16 protein-coding genes are annotated in these 17,587 nt (G+C 67.6%); 7 read left to right on the top strand and 9 right to left on the bottom strand.

Annotated elements, in window-relative coordinates:
- The first annotated feature begins 42 nt into the window (after positions 1 to 42).
- The 4 genes from fba to ACSQ86_RS27790 all read left to right on the top strand — a co-directional run bounded on the left by fba (position 43) and on the right by ACSQ86_RS27790 (position 3,589).
- On the top strand, positions 43 to 1,107 hold the full coding sequence (fba, locus tag ACSQ86_RS27805; RefSeq protein ID WP_436292082.1) for a class II fructose-bisphosphate aldolase: 1,065 nt from the start codon (positions 43 to 45) through the stop codon (positions 1,105 to 1,107).
- Positions 1,108 to 1,203: 96 nt separating this feature from the next.
- The gene (locus ACSQ86_RS27800; RefSeq protein ID WP_436305944.1) at positions 1,204 to 2,109 is read left to right on the top strand and encodes a phosphoribosylaminoimidazolesuccinocarboxamide synthase; all 906 of its coding nucleotides are present in this window, start codon (positions 1,204 to 1,206) and stop codon (positions 2,107 to 2,109) included.
- A gap of 110 nt (positions 2,110 to 2,219) precedes the next feature.
- The gene (locus ACSQ86_RS27795) at positions 2,220 to 2,885 is read left to right on the top strand and encodes a helix-turn-helix transcriptional regulator (RefSeq protein ID WP_436305943.1); all 666 of its coding nucleotides are present in this window, start codon (positions 2,220 to 2,222) and stop codon (positions 2,883 to 2,885) included.
- A gap of 41 nt (positions 2,886 to 2,926) precedes the next feature.
- Positions 2,927 to 3,589, top strand: a complete 663-nt coding sequence (locus ACSQ86_RS27790) for a Crp/Fnr family transcriptional regulator (RefSeq protein ID WP_436305942.1) — start codon at positions 2,927 to 2,929, stop codon at positions 3,587 to 3,589.
- Between the two features lie 9 nt (positions 3,590 to 3,598).
- Here ACSQ86_RS27790 and ACSQ86_RS27785 read toward each other — a convergent pair whose 3' ends face one another.
- The 7 genes from ACSQ86_RS27785 to ACSQ86_RS27755 form a co-directional block, all read right to left on the bottom strand.
- Positions 3,599 to 5,488, bottom strand: a complete 1,890-nt coding sequence (locus tag ACSQ86_RS27785; protein WP_436305941.1) for a hypothetical protein — start codon at positions 5,486 to 5,488, stop codon at positions 3,599 to 3,601.
- Between the two features lie 66 nt (positions 5,489 to 5,554).
- Complete coding sequence (locus ACSQ86_RS27780) at positions 5,555 to 6,676, bottom strand: phosphatase PAP2 family protein (RefSeq protein WP_436305940.1); 1,122 nt, start codon at positions 6,674 to 6,676, stop codon at positions 5,555 to 5,557.
- A gap of 95 nt (positions 6,677 to 6,771) precedes the next feature.
- Complete coding sequence (locus tag ACSQ86_RS27775; protein ID WP_436305939.1) at positions 6,772 to 8,574, bottom strand: adenylate/guanylate cyclase domain-containing protein; 1,803 nt, start codon at positions 8,572 to 8,574, stop codon at positions 6,772 to 6,774.
- Positions 8,575 to 8,726: 152 nt separating this feature from the next.
- Complete coding sequence (locus tag ACSQ86_RS27770; protein ID WP_436305938.1) at positions 8,727 to 9,170, bottom strand: META domain-containing protein; 444 nt, start codon at positions 9,168 to 9,170, stop codon at positions 8,727 to 8,729.
- 57 nt (positions 9,171 to 9,227) lie between these two features.
- Positions 9,228 to 10,502 carry a type II toxin-antitoxin system HipA family toxin gene (locus ACSQ86_RS27765; protein ID WP_436310313.1) on the bottom strand — a complete coding sequence of 425 codons (1,275 nt, stop codon included), beginning with the start codon at positions 10,500 to 10,502 and terminating at the stop codon, positions 9,228 to 9,230.
- Between the two features lie 41 nt (positions 10,503 to 10,543).
- Complete coding sequence (locus ACSQ86_RS27760; RefSeq protein ID WP_436305937.1) at positions 10,544 to 10,840, bottom strand: helix-turn-helix domain-containing protein; 297 nt, start codon at positions 10,838 to 10,840, stop codon at positions 10,544 to 10,546.
- 133 nt (positions 10,841 to 10,973) lie between these two features.
- Entirely contained in the window at positions 10,974 to 11,894 is a 921-nt protein-coding gene (locus tag ACSQ86_RS27755; RefSeq protein WP_436310037.1) for a tetratricopeptide repeat protein, read from the bottom strand.
- Between the two features lie 36 nt (positions 11,895 to 11,930).
- Between ACSQ86_RS27755 and purE the strand changes: the two genes are divergently transcribed.
- From purE to ACSQ86_RS27740, 3 genes are read left to right on the top strand one after another with little or no spacing between them, the layout of a single operon-like run.
- Complete coding sequence (gene purE, locus ACSQ86_RS27750) at positions 11,931 to 12,473, top strand: 5-(carboxyamino)imidazole ribonucleotide mutase (RefSeq protein ID WP_093108677.1); 543 nt, start codon at positions 11,931 to 11,933, stop codon at positions 12,471 to 12,473.
- The gene (locus ACSQ86_RS27745) at positions 12,470 to 13,660 is read left to right on the top strand and encodes a 5-(carboxyamino)imidazole ribonucleotide synthase (RefSeq protein WP_436310036.1); all 1,191 of its coding nucleotides are present in this window, start codon (positions 12,470 to 12,472) and stop codon (positions 13,658 to 13,660) included. Before purE ends, ACSQ86_RS27745 begins: the two co-directional genes overlap by 4 nt.
- Positions 13,661 to 13,665: 5 nt before the next feature.
- Positions 13,666 to 14,667, top strand: coding sequence for an L-threonylcarbamoyladenylate synthase (locus ACSQ86_RS27740; RefSeq protein ID WP_436310035.1), 1,002 nt, complete (start codon positions 13,666 to 13,668; stop codon positions 14,665 to 14,667).
- 9 nt (positions 14,668 to 14,676) lie between these two features.
- Here the strand turns inward: ACSQ86_RS27740 and ACSQ86_RS27735 are convergent, their stop codons facing one another.
- Together ACSQ86_RS27735 and dacB are read right to left on the bottom strand one after the other, a co-directional pair.
- Entirely contained in the window at positions 14,677 to 16,017 is a 1,341-nt protein-coding gene (locus ACSQ86_RS27735; protein WP_436310034.1) for a lipase family protein, read from the bottom strand.
- 118 nt (positions 16,018 to 16,135) lie between these two features.
- Positions 16,136 to 17,533, bottom strand: a complete 1,398-nt coding sequence (gene dacB, locus ACSQ86_RS27730) for a D-alanyl-D-alanine carboxypeptidase/D-alanyl-D-alanine endopeptidase (RefSeq protein ID WP_436310033.1) — start codon at positions 17,531 to 17,533, stop codon at positions 16,136 to 16,138.
- Positions 17,534 to 17,587: the final 54 nt, after the last annotated feature.

Below are 17,587 nucleotides of genomic sequence, written 5' to 3'. Positions count from 1 at the left end.
CTTTTTTCTTCTTCCATCCCAACATTCCCGCGAGGTACACCCATGGCTCTCGTTTCGATGCGCGAACTGCTCGACCACGCCGCCGCCAACGGCTACGGCATTCCGGCCTTCAACGTCAACAACCTCGAGCAGGTGCAGGCCGTCATGTCGGCGGCCGACGAAGTCGGTGCGCCGGTCATCCTCCAGGCGAGCGCAGGCGCGCGCAAGTATGCGGGCGAGCCCTTCATCAAGCACCTGATCGAAGCCGCGATCGAAAGCTGGCCCAAGGTGCCGCTGGTGATGCACCAGGACCACGGCCAGAGCCCGGACGTCTGCAAGGGTGCCATCGACCTCGGCTTCAGCTCGGTCATGATGGACGGCTCGCTGCAGGCCGACGGCAAGACCATCGCGAGCTACGACTACAACATCGAGGTCACCAAGAAGGTGGCGGACATGGCGCACCGCGTGGGCGTCACCGTCGAAGGCGAGCTGGGTTGTCTCGGCTCGCTCGAAACCATGAAGGGCGATAAGGAAGACGGCCACGGCACCGACGCCACGATGACCATGGAGCAGCTGCTGACCGACCCGGAGCAGGCCGCCGATTTCGTCAAGCGCACCCAGATCGACGCGCTGGCCATCGCCATCGGCACCAGCCACGGCGCCTACAAGTTCACGCGCAAGCCCACCGGCGACATCCTGGCGATCAACCGCATCAAGGAAATCCACCGCCGCATCCCCAACACCCACCTCGTGATGCACGGCTCCTCGAGCGTGCCGCAAGACCTCCTGGCCGAGATCCGCAAGTACGGCGGCAACATGAAGGAAACCTACGGCGTGCCGGTCGAGGAGATCCAGGAAGCCATCAAGCACGGCGTGCGCAAGATCAACATCGACACCGACATCCGCCTCGCGATGACGGCCGCGATCCGCAAGTTCTTCACCGAGAACCCCGAGAAGTTCGATCCGCGCGAATACCTGAAGCCCGCGCGCGAGGCCGCAAAGCAGATCGCCAAGCAGCGCTACGTCCAGTTCGGCTGCGAAGGCCAGGGCCCGAAGATCAAGGGCGAGACCCTGCAGGTCGTCGCCGCCAAGTACGCCAAGGGCGAGCTCGCGCAAGAAGTGGTCTGATATTTCCGCTGGCGCGCAGAAGCCACCCTCGCGGTGGCTTTTTTCTGCGCGCACAATCTCCGTCGTCCTTCGCCTATCCGACACAGTCACCCCGTCATGACCACCGTCCACACCTCCTCCATCCAGAGCCTTCCGCTGCTCGCGCGCGGCAAGGTGCGCGACAACTACGCGGTCGGCGAGGACCGCATCCTGATGGTCGCGAGCGACCGCCTCTCGGCCTTCGACGTCATCATGGGCGAGCCGATCCCCGGCAAGGGCGTGATCCTCACGCAGATGGCGCTGTGGTGGTTCGACCGGCTGGGCCACCTGTGCCCCAACCACCTGACCGGCGATGCGCCCGAAAGCGTGGTGACGCCGGAAGAGGTGCCCCAGGTCAAGGACCGCTCCATGCTGGTCAAGCGCCTCAAACCGATCCCGGTCGAGGCCGTGGTGCGTGGCTACCTCGCCGGCAGCGGCTGGAAGGAATACCAGGAGAACCGCGCCGTCTGCGGCGTGCCGCTGCCCGAGGGCCTCAGCAACGCGAGCAAGCTGCCGCGGCCGATCTTCACGCCCGCGGCCAAGGCAGCGGCGGGCGCGCACGACGAGAACATCAGCTACGACAAGGTGGTCGAAGTCGTCGGCCCGGCGCTCGCGCAACAGATCCGCGAGACCAGCATCGCGATCTACGAGGCGGCCGCGGCCATCGCGCTGGCCAAGGGCATGATCATTGCCGACACCAAGTTCGAGTTCGGCCTCGACGACGCCGGCACGCTGGTGCTGATGGACGAGGTGCTGACGCCCGACAGCTCGCGCTACTGGCCGATCGAAGGCTACGAAGCCGCACTCGCAGCCGGCACGAATCCGCCGAGCTACGACAAGCAGTTCGTGCGCGACTGGCTCGAGGCCACCAAGATCAACGGCAAGCCCTGGGACAAGACGCCGCCGTCGCCGCGCCTGCCGGCCGAGGTGATCGAGAAGACGGCAGCCAAGTACCGCGAGGCGCTGGAGCGGTTGACGGGCTGAGCGGCAGCGCGCCTGAGGTGAATAGTTCACAAATCCGGCGGCAATAGTCCCCACCCGCCGGGGGCGCGATTTAGGACACTTTCCTCACCAAAACGGATGAGGAAAGCACCATGACCCCCGAAGCCGACCCGGACATTCAGAAGGTCCGAAGCCAGATCGCCGCGCCCGTGCCCGACGCTCTGCAGGCCGCCATGCTGGCACGCGTGCTCGACGAGATCGACCACGGTCTGCTACTGGTCGACCTGACCGGCCGCATCCTGCATGCCAACCATCCGGCGCGGCGCGAACTCGCCGCCGGGCGCATGCTGCGCAGCGTCGAGGGGATGCTGTGCACCGGCGAGATCGCCTCGCAGTCGAAGATCCGGCGCGCGCTCAAGGATGCGGAGCACGACTGCCGCAGCATCGTCGAGCTCGAGCATGCGGGCGAGCCCTTGTCGCTGGCTTTTATCCCCTTGGCCATGCTGCACGGCGCCGCGTCGGTCGACACCGTGCTGATCATGTGCGGCCGCCGCTCCGGCTGCGAAATGCTCACGATGCAGATGTTCGCTCGCGCCAAGCGCCTGACCCGCACGGAGCAGAACGTGCTGGCGCAGTTGTGCGCCGGGCGCAGGGCCGAAGAGATCGCCTGCCTGCAGGGCATCTGCCTGTCCACGGTGCGCACCCACATCAAGAACGTGCGGCAGAAGACCGGTCGCGGCAGCATCCGGCAGGTCGTCAACGACGTTTCGCGCATGCCGCAGATCGTGTCGGCGCTGCGGCTGACGGCGCAAGACTGAAAGACCTTGGGGCGGCACCGCGCGGACCGTATAGTCCGCGCATGCCGCCCAAGCCCGCTGCAGCCCGCGCCGAAGACTCGCCTGCCGATGCGCTGCCGGCAGAGCTGCGCAAGCTCGCGGCGCTGGGGGTGCAGCGCCGCTACCGTACTCACACCGTGCTGATCGAAGAGGGTGATCAGGGTGACTCGATCTACATCGTGCTCTCGGGCCGGCTGCGCGCCTTTGTGTCCGATGCGCGCGGGCGCGAGGTCACCTTGGGTCTGCATGGGCCGGGCGAGTACGTCGGCGAAATGTCGCTCGATGGCGGTCTGCGCTCGGCGAGCGTGCAGGCGGTGGAACCCACCGTCTGCGCCGTGGTCGCGCGCGAGACGATGCTGCGGCACATCGCGGACGAGCCGGAATTCGCGCTGGCGCTCATCGTGCGATTGATACGGCGGGCGCGGCTGGCGACGGAAAGTGCGCGCAGCATGGCGTTGCTCGATGTCTACAGCCGGTTGCGGCGCCTGCTCGAAGAACGGGCCGAGACGCAGGCCGACGGCACGCGCGTTGTCGCCGAGCGTCTCACGCACCAGGCCATTGCCAGCGAGATCGGGTGTTCGCGAGAGATGGTGAGCCGCCTGCTGAAGGATCTTGAAACCGGCGGGTACCTGTCGGTCGCGAGACGGCAGCTGGCCCTCCAGCGAGAGCTTCCGGCACGCTGGTGAAGCGTTGCGTCAACGCAAGCCCGCGCCCGCCCTTGCCTTGAGCCACGGGGGTGGCGCCGGCGGCGAAGGAGGCGTCGGAGTCGGCGGCGGGAGGGCGTTGGAACCGGGCATGGCCGCCAGTTCCCGGACGTACTGCGGCGCGGCGATGCTGGTGCCCGTCAGCCGCAGTACCGTCGCGCTTCGATTGCCGGCCGCGAGCAGTCCGGCCAGCACGCGGCTTTCTTCCGTGGGGTAGGCCCAGTCGGGCCCCTTGCGATTACCGCGGGTCGGGCCACCGGCGCTGTAGGGCGCCGGTTGGCCATCGGAAAGGCGGTAGCCGGCCGCCACCAGGCTGTGGGTGCCCGTGCCGATGCCATTCATGGCGCCGCTCGCGACCACTTCCGCCGGTGCATTCTCGCGCCCGACATCCAGTTGTTCGTCCGCACGCGAGAACCGCTTCGGATCGTAGCCGGGGCTGTAGAGGTAGCCGCTGCGGCCCCGGCGAGCGCGACCCATGTTGGCGTCGCTGCGACCCAGGTAGGCATGCGCAACACCCGGGACCGTCTTCCCGGCTTTCGGTTCGACGGTGACGCGCCATATGCCGGGTGTGGCCAAGGCGAACGCAGCTGCGCCGCTCCCGGCGGAGGGCCGCGCGGTCGGCGCGATCCCGATGATCACCTCGATGCGGTTGCCCGGCGGAGGGCCTTCGATCGCCACGATGAGCACCTGCGTGTCGTCGGGAACCGTGAGAGGTTTGGGAGGCTCGGGAAGGATGTCGCTGGCCACAATGTGCTCGTCCGCCGGCGTTTCGACGGCGACTTCGACATCGTCCAGCGTGACGCCGTCCGGTAGCCAGATCTCCAGGAGCGAGGGCACCTGGGAGTCCGGCGAGACGAACCAGTCGATGGTTCCTCCACGACGCGCCAGGTCGAATTCGGCGTGCGCTCGCAGCTGATGGTTGTTGCCCGTGGGGACCACGACGAGGAACTGGTAGTTCTCCTCTATCGCCGTTGACGTCATCTCGTCGATCGCGCGTTCCAGGACCGACGTCCCGTCATGCGGACCTGTCTGGGGGCCGTAGCTCAGGTTCACGATGACTTTCTTCGCGGAGGTCTTGTGGGTGTGGCGTGCGTAGAACCGGATCGCCTGCAAGGCGTCCAGACCATAGTGCTCCAGCCATCCGCCCGAGGGATCGTCGAGCGCGTCCGGAGGCAGTTGCACGAAAGCCAGATCCGTCCTGCCGATCAGAGGCTTGGGTTGCTGGCGGCCATCGATCTTGCGTGCGAACCCGGCGGCATGGCTCATCACCTGTGCACCGTGGCTCGTTGCGCCGCGAAGGCTGGGCAATTCGGTCAGGCCGTAGGCTGCGTCTTCATCGACAACCCCCTGCAAGGTTGCGCGAGACAGGATTTCCTCCAGCTGGTCGTGGCCGTAGGTCGCCCCATAGGCAAAGGGCGTCGTGGACGGCGGCACGGCACCGGATGGGGCGCTGCCGCCCTGGTCCCATATGTAGCGCACGCGCAGGGAGGGGTCGTCCGGCCGCCGGTAATGCCGATGGGCAAACGGGCAACCGTCGTCGATGATGCCGATCACCGTGGCGGGGCCGTTCTGGGCGATTCGGGGGGCAGGACCTTCATCCTGGGTGGGTGGCGCGACGGGCGCCGCGAGCTCGCAGTATTCGGCACCGAGGCGCTTCAAGTCGCCCAGTTGCTGATCGAGGTTGGGAATGCTCGCGGTCACCGTCGCGCAGCTGTACCCGACGTAGAAGTCGCAGAGCCAAAGCCCGGCGTTTCGCAGCGCCCTGAGCGTTGTCGCGTCGAGGCGCTTGTCGAACTTCACGAGCAGGACCGTCTTTCGCGACTCGCCGATATCGAAATAGCGGAAGCCGGTGTAGAGGGCCCACAGCAGGTAGGCGTCCATCTTCAATTCGGACGAATGAGAGAGCAGCATCGAGGCGCCTTTCTTGAATTCGAGGAGCGGCGCAGACTACACGCTGAGCGCGGCGCGCTCCCCTGCGCCCAGCTTGAAAAGCTCGACCAGCATCGAGGAGGGCGCCGCCGCCGCGGAAACGGGCACCACGCCCCCGATCGTGTAGCCCATCGAAAGAACCGTGGGAGGGTCCGTGGGAAGAGCCGTCTTTGGTCGGTCAATGATCTGCCCGGTGAGGTCCAGGTCCAGGGTCTTGCCGTTGACGCTCGTCGTGTCGAAGCCGCGCACGCACACATCGCTGCGGACGCCGAGCCGGGCAAGCACGTACTCGGCGATGACGTGCCCGAGCAGGCGTCCGGCAATGCTGTCGGCCGGAAAATGCACGCCGGCCACCACGCGATTGGTGGCGATGCGCGCGGCTTGCCGGTAGAGCTGCAGCGCTGTTGCTGGGACCCTCGATGACAGGTCCAGCAAGCCATCGAGCAGCCGGGCGAGCATGAAGGCCTGCGTGGCGTGACCGCTGGGAAAAGCCCCGTGGCCCGGCGTCGTGATCATCGGTTGCACCTGCGGTGAAAACTGGTGTGGCCTCCAGCAGGCGAGCGCGTGCTTGAACTGCATCTCGACCAGCACCGTGAACTGGATGGCATTCACCAACAGCTCGATGGTGAAGCGGTGTCGTTCGGGATGCAGCCCGATCACGGCCGCGACGAACGGGGACTGGTTGTCGATCTGCGCGAGGATCTCCGCGGTGCGGTCGAGCCGCAACTCGCCCCACGCCTGCACGAGACCCATCTGGTCCTTGAAGAATGAAACGGCGGGTCTTGCCAGGGTTGCGACGGGGGTGTTGTTGATCTTGAGCTCGCAGACATGAGGGGTCCCGGGCGGGGCGGAGATCGAGATCTCCTGGCAAAGCTCCCACTGCAGCACATGCGAGCGCACCCACGTCTCCCATCGCGTGAAGTTGACGGAATCATTGAACGGAGGCTCCGGCCGGGCCCGGGGGGGATCGGTCGGATTCGACGTGGCGTCGCGACTCGCAACCAGCGCGGTGGTCACCAGGGGGTTGGCGAAAGCGTCGGCGAGCGTCGTGCCGCCTGACCCGCCGTAGCCGCCGTAGCCGCCGTATCCCCCGTATCCCCCGTATCCCCCGTATCCGCCGTATCCGCCGAGTTGTGCCATTTCATCCTCCTAGGTTGGATTGACCCGCCCTGACCACGATAGCCGCCGAGATGCGCGAATTCATCCCCCTTTGATGGGTTGAATCGCATGCACTCTCAGCGTTCTTTCGCGCCTGCAGCGCGCAGCGCGTCCTTGAGCCGCTCCAGATAGGCCGGCACCCGCTCGCGCGAGGGATAGCCGCGTTCGAAGCGCGCAATGCTGAACTCGGGATCCCGCTGCATCAGGAGCGCCATGTTCTTGCGCGCGGCATCGATCTGTCCTGAAAAGGCCTGTGCCAGGATCAAGGCGCGGTAGCTCGACAGATGCGCGGCATTGACGCGCAACGACTGTTCGGCATAGGAGACGGCCAGTGCATACTCGCCGGCGGAAATGGCAATCGAGGCCATCAGTGAGTCGTAGTAGTACTTCAGCGGATCCAGGGGGGACAGCTCGAGCGCCCTTTGGCCTGCCGGAAATGCCACTTCGCCGTCGCCGTCAAACGCGTGCACCATGGCTTTGAAAAGCCAGGCCAGCGATTCGTTCGCATTCCATTCGAGCGCCTGGTCGCAGCTATGAACGGCGCTGTCGATGTCCTTGGCCAGATGGCAGTACACGAAGCCTTGCATGGCCCACGCAAGCGCATTGCCGGGCTCCGCATCCAGTGCGCGCCGCGTCTCGTTCAGGGCGATCTGCGCTTGCGATCGGGGGTCGCTTACCAGCCCGCGCGTCGTGCAGAGCACATACCACTTGGCCAGCCAGACGCGAGGCAGGGCACACCGGCTGTGACGTTCGATCAGCGCGTCCAGAACCTCGCGCGTCTTGAGAAACTGCGCCGCGGCGCTGCGATGCATGAGTCCGATTCCTCCGAGCAGCAGGCTGTAGCTTTGCAGCGTCGGAAGAGGCTGGGTGAGCGCGACTTGCGCTTCCTTTTCGAGAAGCGCGCGGTGACAGCCGCACGCGATGCCGTCGCACAGCTCGCTGCGTGTCTGAAAAAGATCGACCACATCGCCTGTGATCCTGTCAGCCCATACGATGGTGTTTTTCCGCGTGTCGGCCAACTCCACGCTCACCAGCATCTTTCCCTGGCTGACCGCATAGCTTCCGGAAAGAACGTAGTGAGCGCCCAGATGCGTGTGGGCATCGCTGATGTCGGTAAGCCGCCCGCGAAAGAGCGAGGTGGAGAGGCGTGAGATCACCTTCAATTCGCGCGTGCGGCTGAGCTGGCCGATCACGCCGTCGGCCAGCAGTTCGCCGAGTGCGAACTGACCGGGATCGACATTTCTGCATTCAAAAGGAATCACCGCGATGGTCGGCTGCAGTGGTGTGGCGTAGTCCCGCTGCGCGATCACGACGGGCTGTTGCCCGGCGGCGCCAATCCGCCAAACGCGCACAGGGGCGTCAAGGTGTTTGAGATAGCACTCCCCGAGATCCTCGAGGGTGCCATCCAGACCGTCGGTCAAGCTGTCTCGAATCTGCGTGGTCACCACCGTTTCTGCCGGGCCCGCCAGGGTCGCGATGCGCGCCGCGAGGTTGACGCCCGTGCCATAGATGTCGTGCTCATCGGCATAGACCTCGGCGCTGTGCAGACCTATGCGCAGGGACATGGAGGTCTGCATTGCGCTGCACTCTGCCTTCATCCACGCGTGCATGGCCAACGCCGCGGCTACACCCCGTTGCGCACTGTCGAACTCCAGCATCAGGCCGTCGCCCAGGCTCTTCACCATGCGCCCCTTGGTCTCGGGAACGATGATGTGGTCGACGTGCGCCACGAACGCCAGCCAGCGCGAAATGGCACCGGCTTCATCGTTTTGCATCAGGCTCACCGATTCGACCAAATCCACCACCAGCACCACTGTTGAGTGGTGCGGCAGTCCAAGGTCTGCGTCCGGCGCGGCGGTCGTGGGTGGATTCGCGCTCAAGTTCATCCTCGATGGGGTACAGAACCTGCTGGAGCGAGCCCCAGGCGGACCGGCGTACTAAAAACGAAGCGTCGGCGCTCGATGTTACGGCGAGGAAGCTATAAGCACTACATGTTTTCGGCGCGCGCTGCCGAAACTGGCAAAGCTCGCAGCTAGCGCGCTGCGCTGCCGCTGCTCAACGTCGCCACGGTCCGTCCGGCCGCGTCCAGCAGCGAGAGCCGCGAGCTCCCCTGCAGCCGGTAGCTGGCCGTGGCCTGCAGCGCGGCGAAGAACTGGGTCTCGTTGATGTTCACCGCCTCGCTCGGGCAAGCCATGCGCGTCGCACCCAATTGGCGCAGCCTGAGCGTGCTGCCGCTGCGCTCATAGGTGCCCGACACGCGGTTGCAGCCGCCCGAACCGCTGACCCGGCCGCTGTTGCGGTCGAACTGGATCTGTGCGTTGCGCCGCGGATCGCTGCTCGGCTCTATCAGCTCGCTGCCGAGCTGCTCGAGCTGCCAGACCGGTCCTTCGATCGGCTCGTCGAGACTGATGCCGCTGCCGCAACCGGCCGCGAGAGCGGATGCGAGCAATGCAGTCGTGAAGAACAAGGAACGCATGGCCGGACTTTCCTTTGGCAACAAATTGAAATACGCGCCAATCGTATGCGAGCGCGTTCAGCGCGCCAACGCGACCCCGCCCGCGAGCCGGGATTGGATGCAGCGCTGCACGCTGCCCGGCGCGTCGCGCAGGAGCGCCGGCCAGTCGGCCTGCGCCTGGCGCACGGTGTTCTTCGCGATCGCGACGAGCCGCGCCGGCCGCAGCAGGCCGGCGTTGCGCAGCAGCGCGTCGAAGGCCGGCCAGTCGAAGGCGGCAAGCTTGGCATCGATGGCGCGGTTCACGCCGTAGTCGGTGGCCGGTACGCCCTCGAAGAAGGCAGCCACGCACACCGGGTCGTAGAGCGGCGCCAGGGTGGGCGTCACGCCGTCGGGATAGCGCAGCGCCCAGTTCTTCAGGTGCGCGTCGCTGTTGCCGAGCAGGATGAAAGCGACGATGCGGCGCACGCACTCGCGCACGTCGGCCACGGGCTCGGGCGACAGGCGGTCGAGCACGCGCAGCATCTGCGGCCAGTCGACCTCAAGGCCGCGGCCGTACTTCTGGCGCGGCTCGTACTGGAGCACCTGCGCGAACTCCTCCATGTGCACACGACCGCCCTCGGTCGTGCGGTCGAAGCGACGCACCGCGAGGATCTGCTCGAAGGGTATCTGCTCGGGCAGCTCCGCGTCGGCGCGCGAAATCACGCTTGCCTCGGCGCAGTTGAGGCCCAGCGCGCCGCAGAGACGGTAGCCCGCGAACTCGTTGGCCACCAGATCGGGATGGTGCACCGTCGGCAGCTTGAGGATGAAGGAACCGGCCGCGCCATGGCGCCGCACCGCGTAGCGCCGGCCCTCCTGCACGGCGGAGAACTTGACGACCACACCGGGGATCGAGGCCGCGTCCTCGACCGGCGCCTCGACGAAGCCGGGCTGCAGCACGTCGAGCCCGAGCGCGGTGTGCCAGTGGCGCACGGTGTCGGGAATGCCTTCGGCCGGCGGTACTGGCTCGACCTCGATCGCGCCCACCAGATCGTGGCCAGCGGCAGCCAGCAGCTCGAATTCGTCGTCTGCGCTACAGCCGCGATGTTGCGCGAGGCGCTCGCGGTTGTGGCCTTCGGGCAGCAGATTCTGGAAGTAGGTGGGCCAGTGGCCGTCGCTGCGCGACAGCCGGACGTCGCGTGCCGACGAGAGAATGGCCCGGGTCGCCGCCTCGTCCGCCCCGCGGTAGGCCAGCGACAGGGCCGGCCGCGCCGGATCGGCCACGTAGTCGGCGTCGAAGGAGACGCGCAGGATGTCGCCGTACTGGGACAGGTAGCCGATTGTTCGCCTCCCGCCGCCGGGCAGGTGCAGCGACATCCGCAGGTAGCGGATCCTGGTGGTGAAGGTTGAGCTTGTGCTCACTTGGCTTCAAGAGTCTGTGTGATGGAGGGCGGCGCCCCGACACCCGCCGGCTGGCCCAGCACGCGGCCACCCGAGCGCACGAAGTCCTCGAGTTGCGGGCGCAGAGCGGCCGGCACAGGCATGAGCTCGAGGCCCAGCGCGCGTGCCATTTCGAGCAGCGTCGAAAGCCGGGGATCGATCTGGCCGCTTTCGGTGCGCTGCACGGTCATGCGGGAAAGGCCGGCGCGTTCCGCCAGGGTTTCCTGGCTCCAGCCGGCCGCTTTGCGGGCTTTTTCCAGTTCGTCGATGAGCATCAAACTACTCAAAACCTAGAAATTGAGTAGTGATAGTAGCTACCTCAGGGTTTGGTAGGCAACAAAAAAGCCACTCAGAAGTAGCTTTTTCATGAATATGAGTAGTTTGATGATCTCTTGAGGCGCTTGGTCCTCAGCTCAGCACCACGCTGCTCAGGCGGCGCCGGTAGCTTGCCACGGTCGGATCGTCCGGCGGAATCTGGCCGTCCGCCACCTTGGGCTTGGGCGGCTCGATGATGTCGAGGATCGCGATGTAGGTCTTGCGGGCCAGTTCGTCGTTCCAGCCCTTGTCGCGCATCAGGATGTCGAGCAGCTCGTCCATGGCCTCGGTCCATCGCTGCGCGCTCATCAAGAGGCGCGCACGGTCGAAGCGGGCTTCGAAATCGCGCTTGTTGGCCGCGATGCGGGCTTCGGCGCCGGCAAGCGTGGGTGCCGCGCCGGTGGCCGGCGTTGCGAAGTCGATCGCGTCCATCCAGCGCTGCAGTGCGTCGAAACGGCGCACCAGCGAGGTCTTGGCGATCACCGGCGCGAAGGCGACCTTGGCATCGTCGACGCGGCCCTCTTGCAGCAGCAGCTTGATGTAGTCGAAGCGCGCGTCGTCGTTGGCCGGGTCGGTCGCGACCGCGTGCTGCAGCCGCTCGAGCGCACCTTCGGTGTCGCCCTCGGCCAGCGCTTCCTGGGCAGCTTCTTCCTGCTCGGTGGCCGCGGCCTCGTCGGCGCCCGGCACATGTTTGTCGAGGAAGCTGCGGATCTGGTCGGCGGGAATCGCGCCGACGAAGCCGTCGACCGGCTGGCCGTCCTTGAACATCACGCAGAAGGGAATGCTGCGCACGCCGAACATCTGGCTCAGCTGCTGCGAAATCTGCGGCACCTTGTCGGCATCGAGCTTGGCCAGCGTGAAGCGGCCGGCATACTCGAGCTCGAGCTTTTCGAGCACCGGGCCGAGCTGTTTGCAGGGGCCGCACCACTCGGCCCAGATGTCGAGCAGCACCGGCGTGGTCATCGAGCCGTCGATCAGCTCGGTCTGGAAGTTTTCGAGGGTGATGTCGATCATCGCGGGAACCTGGGGGTGAAACGTAAAATTGAAACCATGAAGCAAGCAATTCAGGTCGGCGTGGTGATGGGCTCGAACTCCGACTGGGAGACGATGCGCAACGCGGTCGAGATTCTCCAGCAATTCGGCATCGCCCACGAGGCGCGGGTGGTCTCGGCCCACCGCATGCCCGACGAATTGTTCGCTTATGCCGAAAGCGCGGCGCCGCGCGGCCTCGCGGCCATCATCGCCGGCGCGGGCGGGGCGGCCCACCTGCCGGGCATGCTGGCGGCCAAGACCACCGTGCCGGTGCTCGGCGTGCCGGTCGCGAGCCGGCACCTGCAGGGCGTGGATTCGCTCTATAGCATCGTGCAGATGCCCAAGGGCGTGCCGGTCGCGACCTTTGCCATCGGCAACGCCGGGGCGGCCAATGCGGCGCTGTTCGCGGTCGCGATGCTGGCCGTGGCCGATCCGGCGCTGCGCGCCCGGCTCGACGCCTTCCGCGCGCAGCAAACCGAGGCGGCCCGATCGATGGCCCTGCCGCCGGTCGATCCGCCGGCGATATCGCCTTTCTCGCCCCAGGGCGGAGGCGCGCTGTGAGCGCGATCCTGCCGGGTGCCACGCTCGGCGTGCTCGGGGGCGGTCAACTCGGCCGCATGTTCGTGCATGCGGCGCAGCGCATGGGCTACTTCACGGCGGTGCTCGACCCCGATGCCGACAGCCCCGCAGGGCGCGTGAGTCACCACCACATCCACACCGACTACACCGATGTCGACGGCCTCGCGCGGCTCGCGGGCCTGGCCGATGCCATCACGACCGAATTCGAGAACGTGCCGGCGCCCTCGCTGGAACATCTCTCGGTCGCGCGTCCGGTATGGCCGGCGGCGACCTCGGTGGCGATCGCGCAGGACCGCATCCGCGAGAAGAGCCACTTCGTCGGCTGCGGCGTGGACTGTGCGCCCTACGCGATCATCGAGTCGGCCGACCACATGGCCGTGCCGCCGAACCTGCTGCCCGGCATCCTCAAGACCGCGCGGCTCGGCTACGACGGCAAGGGGCAGCAGCGCGTCGGCACGCGCGAGGAACTCGCAGCCGCCTGGAGCGCGATGGGCGGCGTGCCCTGCGTGCTCGAAAAGCTGCTGCCGCTGGATTTCGAATGTTCGGTGATCGTCGCCCGCGGCGAAGATGGCCAGGTCGTGCACTTCCCGCCGCAGCGCAACCTGCACCGCGACGGCATCCTCGCGGTGACCGAGGTGCATGCCGGCAACATGGGCGAAGCGCAGGCGCGGCGCGCCGTCGATTCGGCCGTCGCCATCGCGGAGGGCCTGGACTATGTCGGCGTGCTGTGCGTCGAGTTCTTCGTCCTGGCCGACGGATCGCTGGTGGTCAACGAGATGGCGCCACGCCCGCACAACAGCGGCCACTGGACCATCGAGGCCTGCGACATCTCGCAGTTCGAGCTGCAGGTGCGCACCCTCGCCGGCCTGCCGCTGAACGCGCCGCGCCAGCACAGTCCCGCGCTCATGCTGAACCTGCTGGGCGATCTGTGGTTTGCCGATGCCGAGGCCTCGGGCGGACCCAGATCGTCGGAGACGGCGGTCGAGCCCCGCTGGGCCGATGTGCTCGCGCTGCCTGGAACGCATCTCCATCTCTACGGCAAGACCGAGGCGCGCCGCGGCCGCAAGATGGGCCATCTCACGATCACGGGCGAGAACATCGACACGGTTCGCAGCACCGCCGACTTCGCGGCTGCGCTGCTCGGACTGCCGATCCCTCTCTCGGAGTGAGCGCCATGATTCGCGACGGCCAGTCGCCCGCTGCCATCGACGAGGCCGTGCGCGTGCTGCGCGCCGGCGGCCTGGTCGCCTTCCCGACCGAAACGGTCTACGGTCTGGGCGCCGATGCGACCAGCGACGCGGCCGTGGCCGGCATCTTCAAGGCCAAGGGCCGGCCCAGCAACCATCCGCTGATCGTGCACGTGGCGGCCGGTGTCAAGGGGACCGAAGCGTTGTCCCGCTTTGCCCAGCCGCTGCCGGCCTTCGCCCAGAAACTCGTGCTTGCCTTCTGGCCCGGCCCGCTGACGCTGATAGTCACGCGCCAGCCCGGCGTGGCCGCGGCGGCGGCCGGCGGCGAGGACACCATCGGCCTGCGCTGCCCCGCGCACCCGGTGGCGCAGGCGCTGCTCGCGGCCTGCGCCGAGCAGGGCGTGCCGGGCGTGGCGGGGCCGAGCGCGAACCGCTTCGGCCGCGTGAGCCCCACCACCGCGCAGCACGTGCAGCAGGAGTTCGGCGACGAGCTGCTGGTGATCGACGGCGGTCCCTGCGAGGTGGGCATCGAATCGACCATCGTCGACTGCAGCCGCGGCGCGCCGGTGCTGCTGCGGCCGGGCGCTATCACGCGCACCCAGATCGAGGCGGCCTGCGGCGAGGCCTTGCGCGACAAGCACGAGCTGGCCGCCCCCGATCCGCGCGCCTCGGGCACGCTCGAGGCGCACTACGCGCCGAGCGCCAAGCTGCGGCTGATGGATGCGAAGGCCATGCAGACCGGCCTCGACGTGCTCGGCGCCAACGCGGCGCACATCGCGGTCTGGTCGCGCAGCGCGCTCAAGAGCCGCTCGCAGCACATCCTGCAGCGCCGCATGCCCGACGACGCCGCCACCGCCGCGCAGCAGCTCTTCGCGGTGCTGCGCGCCTTCGACGCCGAGGGCGTCAAGCTGATCTGGGTCGAGACGCCGCCGGCCGGTCCCGAATGGGAAGGGGTGCGCGACCGCCTGCAACGGGCCGCTGCGGCCTGATCGCCTCCGTTACTTGACTGTGTCGAACAAGGCCCGCGCCCGCGCGTGGCAGAACGGCGGCTCGTAAGTGCCGTGATAGGCGGCAAAGTAGGTGGCGTAGGCAGCCGTCGTCGGATCGGTCGGCGCCGTGCCGCCCGGCCCATAGGTCGCCTGAATCTGCGCGTCGACATCCACCGTCGACACGGTGGTCACGCCGCGCGCATCGAAGTCCGCCTTCATGGGCACCATATGCACGGCCGGCGGCACCGTCGGATCGCCGGCGCCGGCGCACAGCAGCGTCTTGGCGCGCGGGCTCCAGCCGAACAGGTCGTTCTTCTTCGCGTCGAGGAAGAGCGTGTTGTTGGGGTTGGTCTGCACGTCCGTCAGGAACGCGCTGTGGAACAGCGCGTCGCGTGCCTGGGCCGGCGTCTCGCCGTTGGCACCGGGCAGCGCGCCGCTCGTCACCAGCGTGGTGAAGTTCAGCGTCGGGCTCGGCAGCAGGTTTTCGATGGTCGCTGCGTAGGGCGCCTTGAAGACCGTGTTGACGTCCGTGTAGACGTCGCCGTAGATCTTTTGATAGGAGGTGACGGTGAAGGGAACGAAGAACTGGTAGCCCGCGATCGCCGTCGTGAGCTTGAACGATCCCGACATGTTGTACGGACCTGCCAGATGAGCCCCGGCCACCACGTTGAATTCGAGCGGGCTGTCGCGCTCGGCGGCCCGGTGTGCCGCCATCGACGAGTGCCCGCCCTGCGAGTAGCCGGTGAACATCACTTTGCCCGAGAAGGAGCCGCCCGTCGCCACCAGCGCCGTGCGCGCGGCGCGGATCGAATCCAGCACCGAGCGGGCCTCCGAATCGGCATGCAGGTAGGGGTGGTACGAGAAGCTCGACTTGGCATAGCCCAGGTAGTCGGTGGCGACCACGGCGTAGCCCTGGGCCGCGTACATCGCGGTCAGCAAGAAGGTCTCCGGATCCTGCGGATTGGCCAGCGTGCGCGGCTTCTGCACATCGGTGCCCTTGGCGTAGGCCACCAGCGGCGCGTTGTTGGCGCAGCTGCCCGCGGGCATCAGCAGCACGCCGGAGGCGTTGGTGGCCTCGCCCTTCGGCCCCACCGTGCTGTAGTTGAGCGCCACCACGTTCACGTCGCACTTGGCCTTGCCGCTGATCGGCTGCAGGCCGTTCTGCGCGGTGCCGGCATCGATCTGCGCGGCCGACAGCGTCATCACGGTCACGGCCGGTTCCTGGAGCGCGCCGGTGCCGGTCCCGCCGCCGCCGGCTCCGAAGTTGAAACCGGGGCCGTCGCCGCCGCCGCCGCAGGCGGCCAGCAGGCTGGCCATGGCGACGGCGCTCAGAAGATGCAGACGCTTCATGGATGTCTCCGGGAGTCTTGTTGTGAAGGGCGCACCGATCCTAGGCTTGCGATCTGCAAAGCAAGACAAGGGAAACCCGGAGCCGGAACGGCGTGGAAGTCGCGTTGGCGACGCTCGGTCAGTTGTCCTGCGCGGCCCAGTCCACGAGCGCATCGAAGGCCGGGCGCGCCGCCCCGGCATTGCCGTTGTTGGCGATCGCGACCACCACCCAGCGCCGGCCGCTGGCGCCGTGCACGTAGCCCGCAACGCCGGCCGCATCGCGCAGCGTGCCGGTCTTGAGATGCGCCGCGCCGCCCGAGCGCAGAGCGCGCTTGCGCAACGTGCCGTCGACGCCCGTGGCGGGCAGCGAGGACACCAGCTCGGGCATCACCGGCGAGCGCCAGGCCACCTGCAGCATCCTCGCGAGCGCGGCTGCGCTGATGCGCTCCTCGCGCGAGAGCCCCGAGCCGTTGTCGAACACCGGCTGGCCTTCGCCGGTGCCTATGCGCTCGTTCCACCACTGGCGCATTGCGGCGCGCGCACCCTCGAGCGTGCCGCGCTTGTTTTGTTGCAGGCCGAGCGTGAGGAACAGCTGCTGCGCCATCACGTTGTTGCTGTACTTGTTGATGTCGCGGATCACTTCGGCCAGCGGCGGCGAGACGGCTTCGAATGCGGGCTTGAGACCCGCCGGCACCTGCCCCTCGCGCACCTGGCCCCGGAGCTTGGCGCCCATCTCGGCCCACAGCCCGCCGACCGCGCGCACTGCGTAGCTGCGCGGGTCCGCATACGCCACCGGCCACACCTTCTCGCCGCAGGCGGCGGGGTAGCTGCCGGCAAAGCTCACGCGCGCCGGATCGGTGAAGGCCGGCGCCAGCGCGGCGCGCCAGTCGCCGCATTCACCGGCCGACAACGGCACCGTGGCCTGCGTCGCCACGCCGGCCAGGTAGGGCTCGAAGTTGACCTGCGCCGTCTGGCTGTCGCGGTTCGGCACGAAGGTCATCACCACCGACTTGAAGTTGATCAGGAGCGCATCGGGCGCGACGTTGTAGGGGCGCAGGCCTTCGCCGTCGAAGGCGGCCGGATCGGCATCGGGAACCTCGAAGGCGCTGCGGTCCAGCACGATGTCGCCGTTGATGGTGTGGATGCCCAGCCCCTGCACGCGGCGCAGCAGCAGCCACAGGCGCTCGAGCACCAGCTTCGGATCGCCCTGGCCCTTGATGTAGAGGTTGCCGGCCAGCACGCCGTTCTGGATCGGACCGTCGACGTACACGGGCGTGGTCCAGGTGAAGGCCGGGCCGAGCAGGTCGAGCGCGGCGTAGGTGGTGACCAGCTTCATGACCGAGGCCGGGTTGACCGGCACCTGCGCCCGCCACGCGAGCCGCGGGGCGTGGGTGGCGTCGGCGTCGGCCACCAGCATCGTCACCGCATCGCGCGGCACCTTGGCGCGGGCCAGTGCGGCCTCGACCTCGGGCGGAAGGTTCTGGGCGATGGCGGGGACCGAACCCAGCGCCGCCAGCGCCAGAACCAGGGACAGCATGCGAACGGCGCGGCGCGCGGTAAGGGGCAGGGCAAAAGGCATCGCGCGATTATC

The organism is Variovorax sp. LjRoot130, assembly GCF_964253755.1.
In the GTDB taxonomy this organism is placed as follows: Bacteria; Pseudomonadota; Gammaproteobacteria; order Burkholderiales; family Burkholderiaceae_C; genus Variovorax.
The sequence above is the reverse complement of the archived record's forward strand: the minus strand, read 5'-3'. Positions and strand labels throughout refer to the sequence as shown.

What these genes read in the sequence shown, in the direction of transcription:
- ACSQ86_RS27735 (WP_436310034.1), bottom strand. Translation starts at nt 16,017, where the DNA reads ATGAAGCGTCTGCATCTTCTGAGCGCCGTCGCCATGGCCAGCCTGCTG.
- ACSQ86_RS27785 (WP_436305941.1), bottom strand. Translation starts at nt 5,488, where the DNA reads ATGGACGCCTACCTGCTGTGGGCCCTCTACACCGGCTTCCGCTATTTC.
- ACSQ86_RS27760 (WP_436305937.1), bottom strand. Translation starts at nt 10,840, where the DNA reads ATGCTCATCGACGAACTGGAAAAAGCCCGCAAAGCGGCCGGCTGGAGC.
- ACSQ86_RS27795 (WP_436305943.1), top strand. Translation starts at nt 2,220, where the DNA reads ATGACCCCCGAAGCCGACCCGGACATTCAGAAGGTCCGAAGCCAGATC.
- ACSQ86_RS27780 (WP_436305940.1), bottom strand. Translation starts at nt 6,676, where the DNA reads ATGGCACAACTCGGCGGATACGGCGGATACGGGGGATACGGGGGATAC.
- dacB (WP_436310033.1), bottom strand. Translation starts at nt 17,533, where the DNA reads ATGCTGTCCCTGGTTCTGGCGCTGGCGGCGCTGGGTTCGGTCCCCGCC.
- ACSQ86_RS27740 (WP_436310035.1), top strand. Translation starts at nt 13,666, where the DNA reads ATGATTCGCGACGGCCAGTCGCCCGCTGCCATCGACGAGGCCGTGCGC.
- ACSQ86_RS27755 (WP_436310037.1), bottom strand. Translation starts at nt 11,894, where the DNA reads ATGATCGACATCACCCTCGAAAACTTCCAGACCGAGCTGATCGACGGC.
- purE (WP_093108677.1), top strand. Translation starts at nt 11,931, where the DNA reads ATGAAGCAAGCAATTCAGGTCGGCGTGGTGATGGGCTCGAACTCCGAC.
- ACSQ86_RS27770 (WP_436305938.1), bottom strand. Translation starts at nt 9,170, where the DNA reads ATGCGTTCCTTGTTCTTCACGACTGCATTGCTCGCATCCGCTCTCGCG.
- ACSQ86_RS27765 (WP_436310313.1), bottom strand. Translation starts at nt 10,502, where the DNA reads ATGTCGCTGCACCTGCCCGGCGGCGGGAGGCGAACAATCGGCTACCTG.
- ACSQ86_RS27790 (WP_436305942.1), top strand. Translation starts at nt 2,927, where the DNA reads ATGCCGCCCAAGCCCGCTGCAGCCCGCGCCGAAGACTCGCCTGCCGAT.
- ACSQ86_RS27800 (WP_436305944.1), top strand. Translation starts at nt 1,204, where the DNA reads ATGACCACCGTCCACACCTCCTCCATCCAGAGCCTTCCGCTGCTCGCG.
- fba (WP_436292082.1), top strand. Translation starts at nt 43, where the DNA reads ATGGCTCTCGTTTCGATGCGCGAACTGCTCGACCACGCCGCCGCCAAC.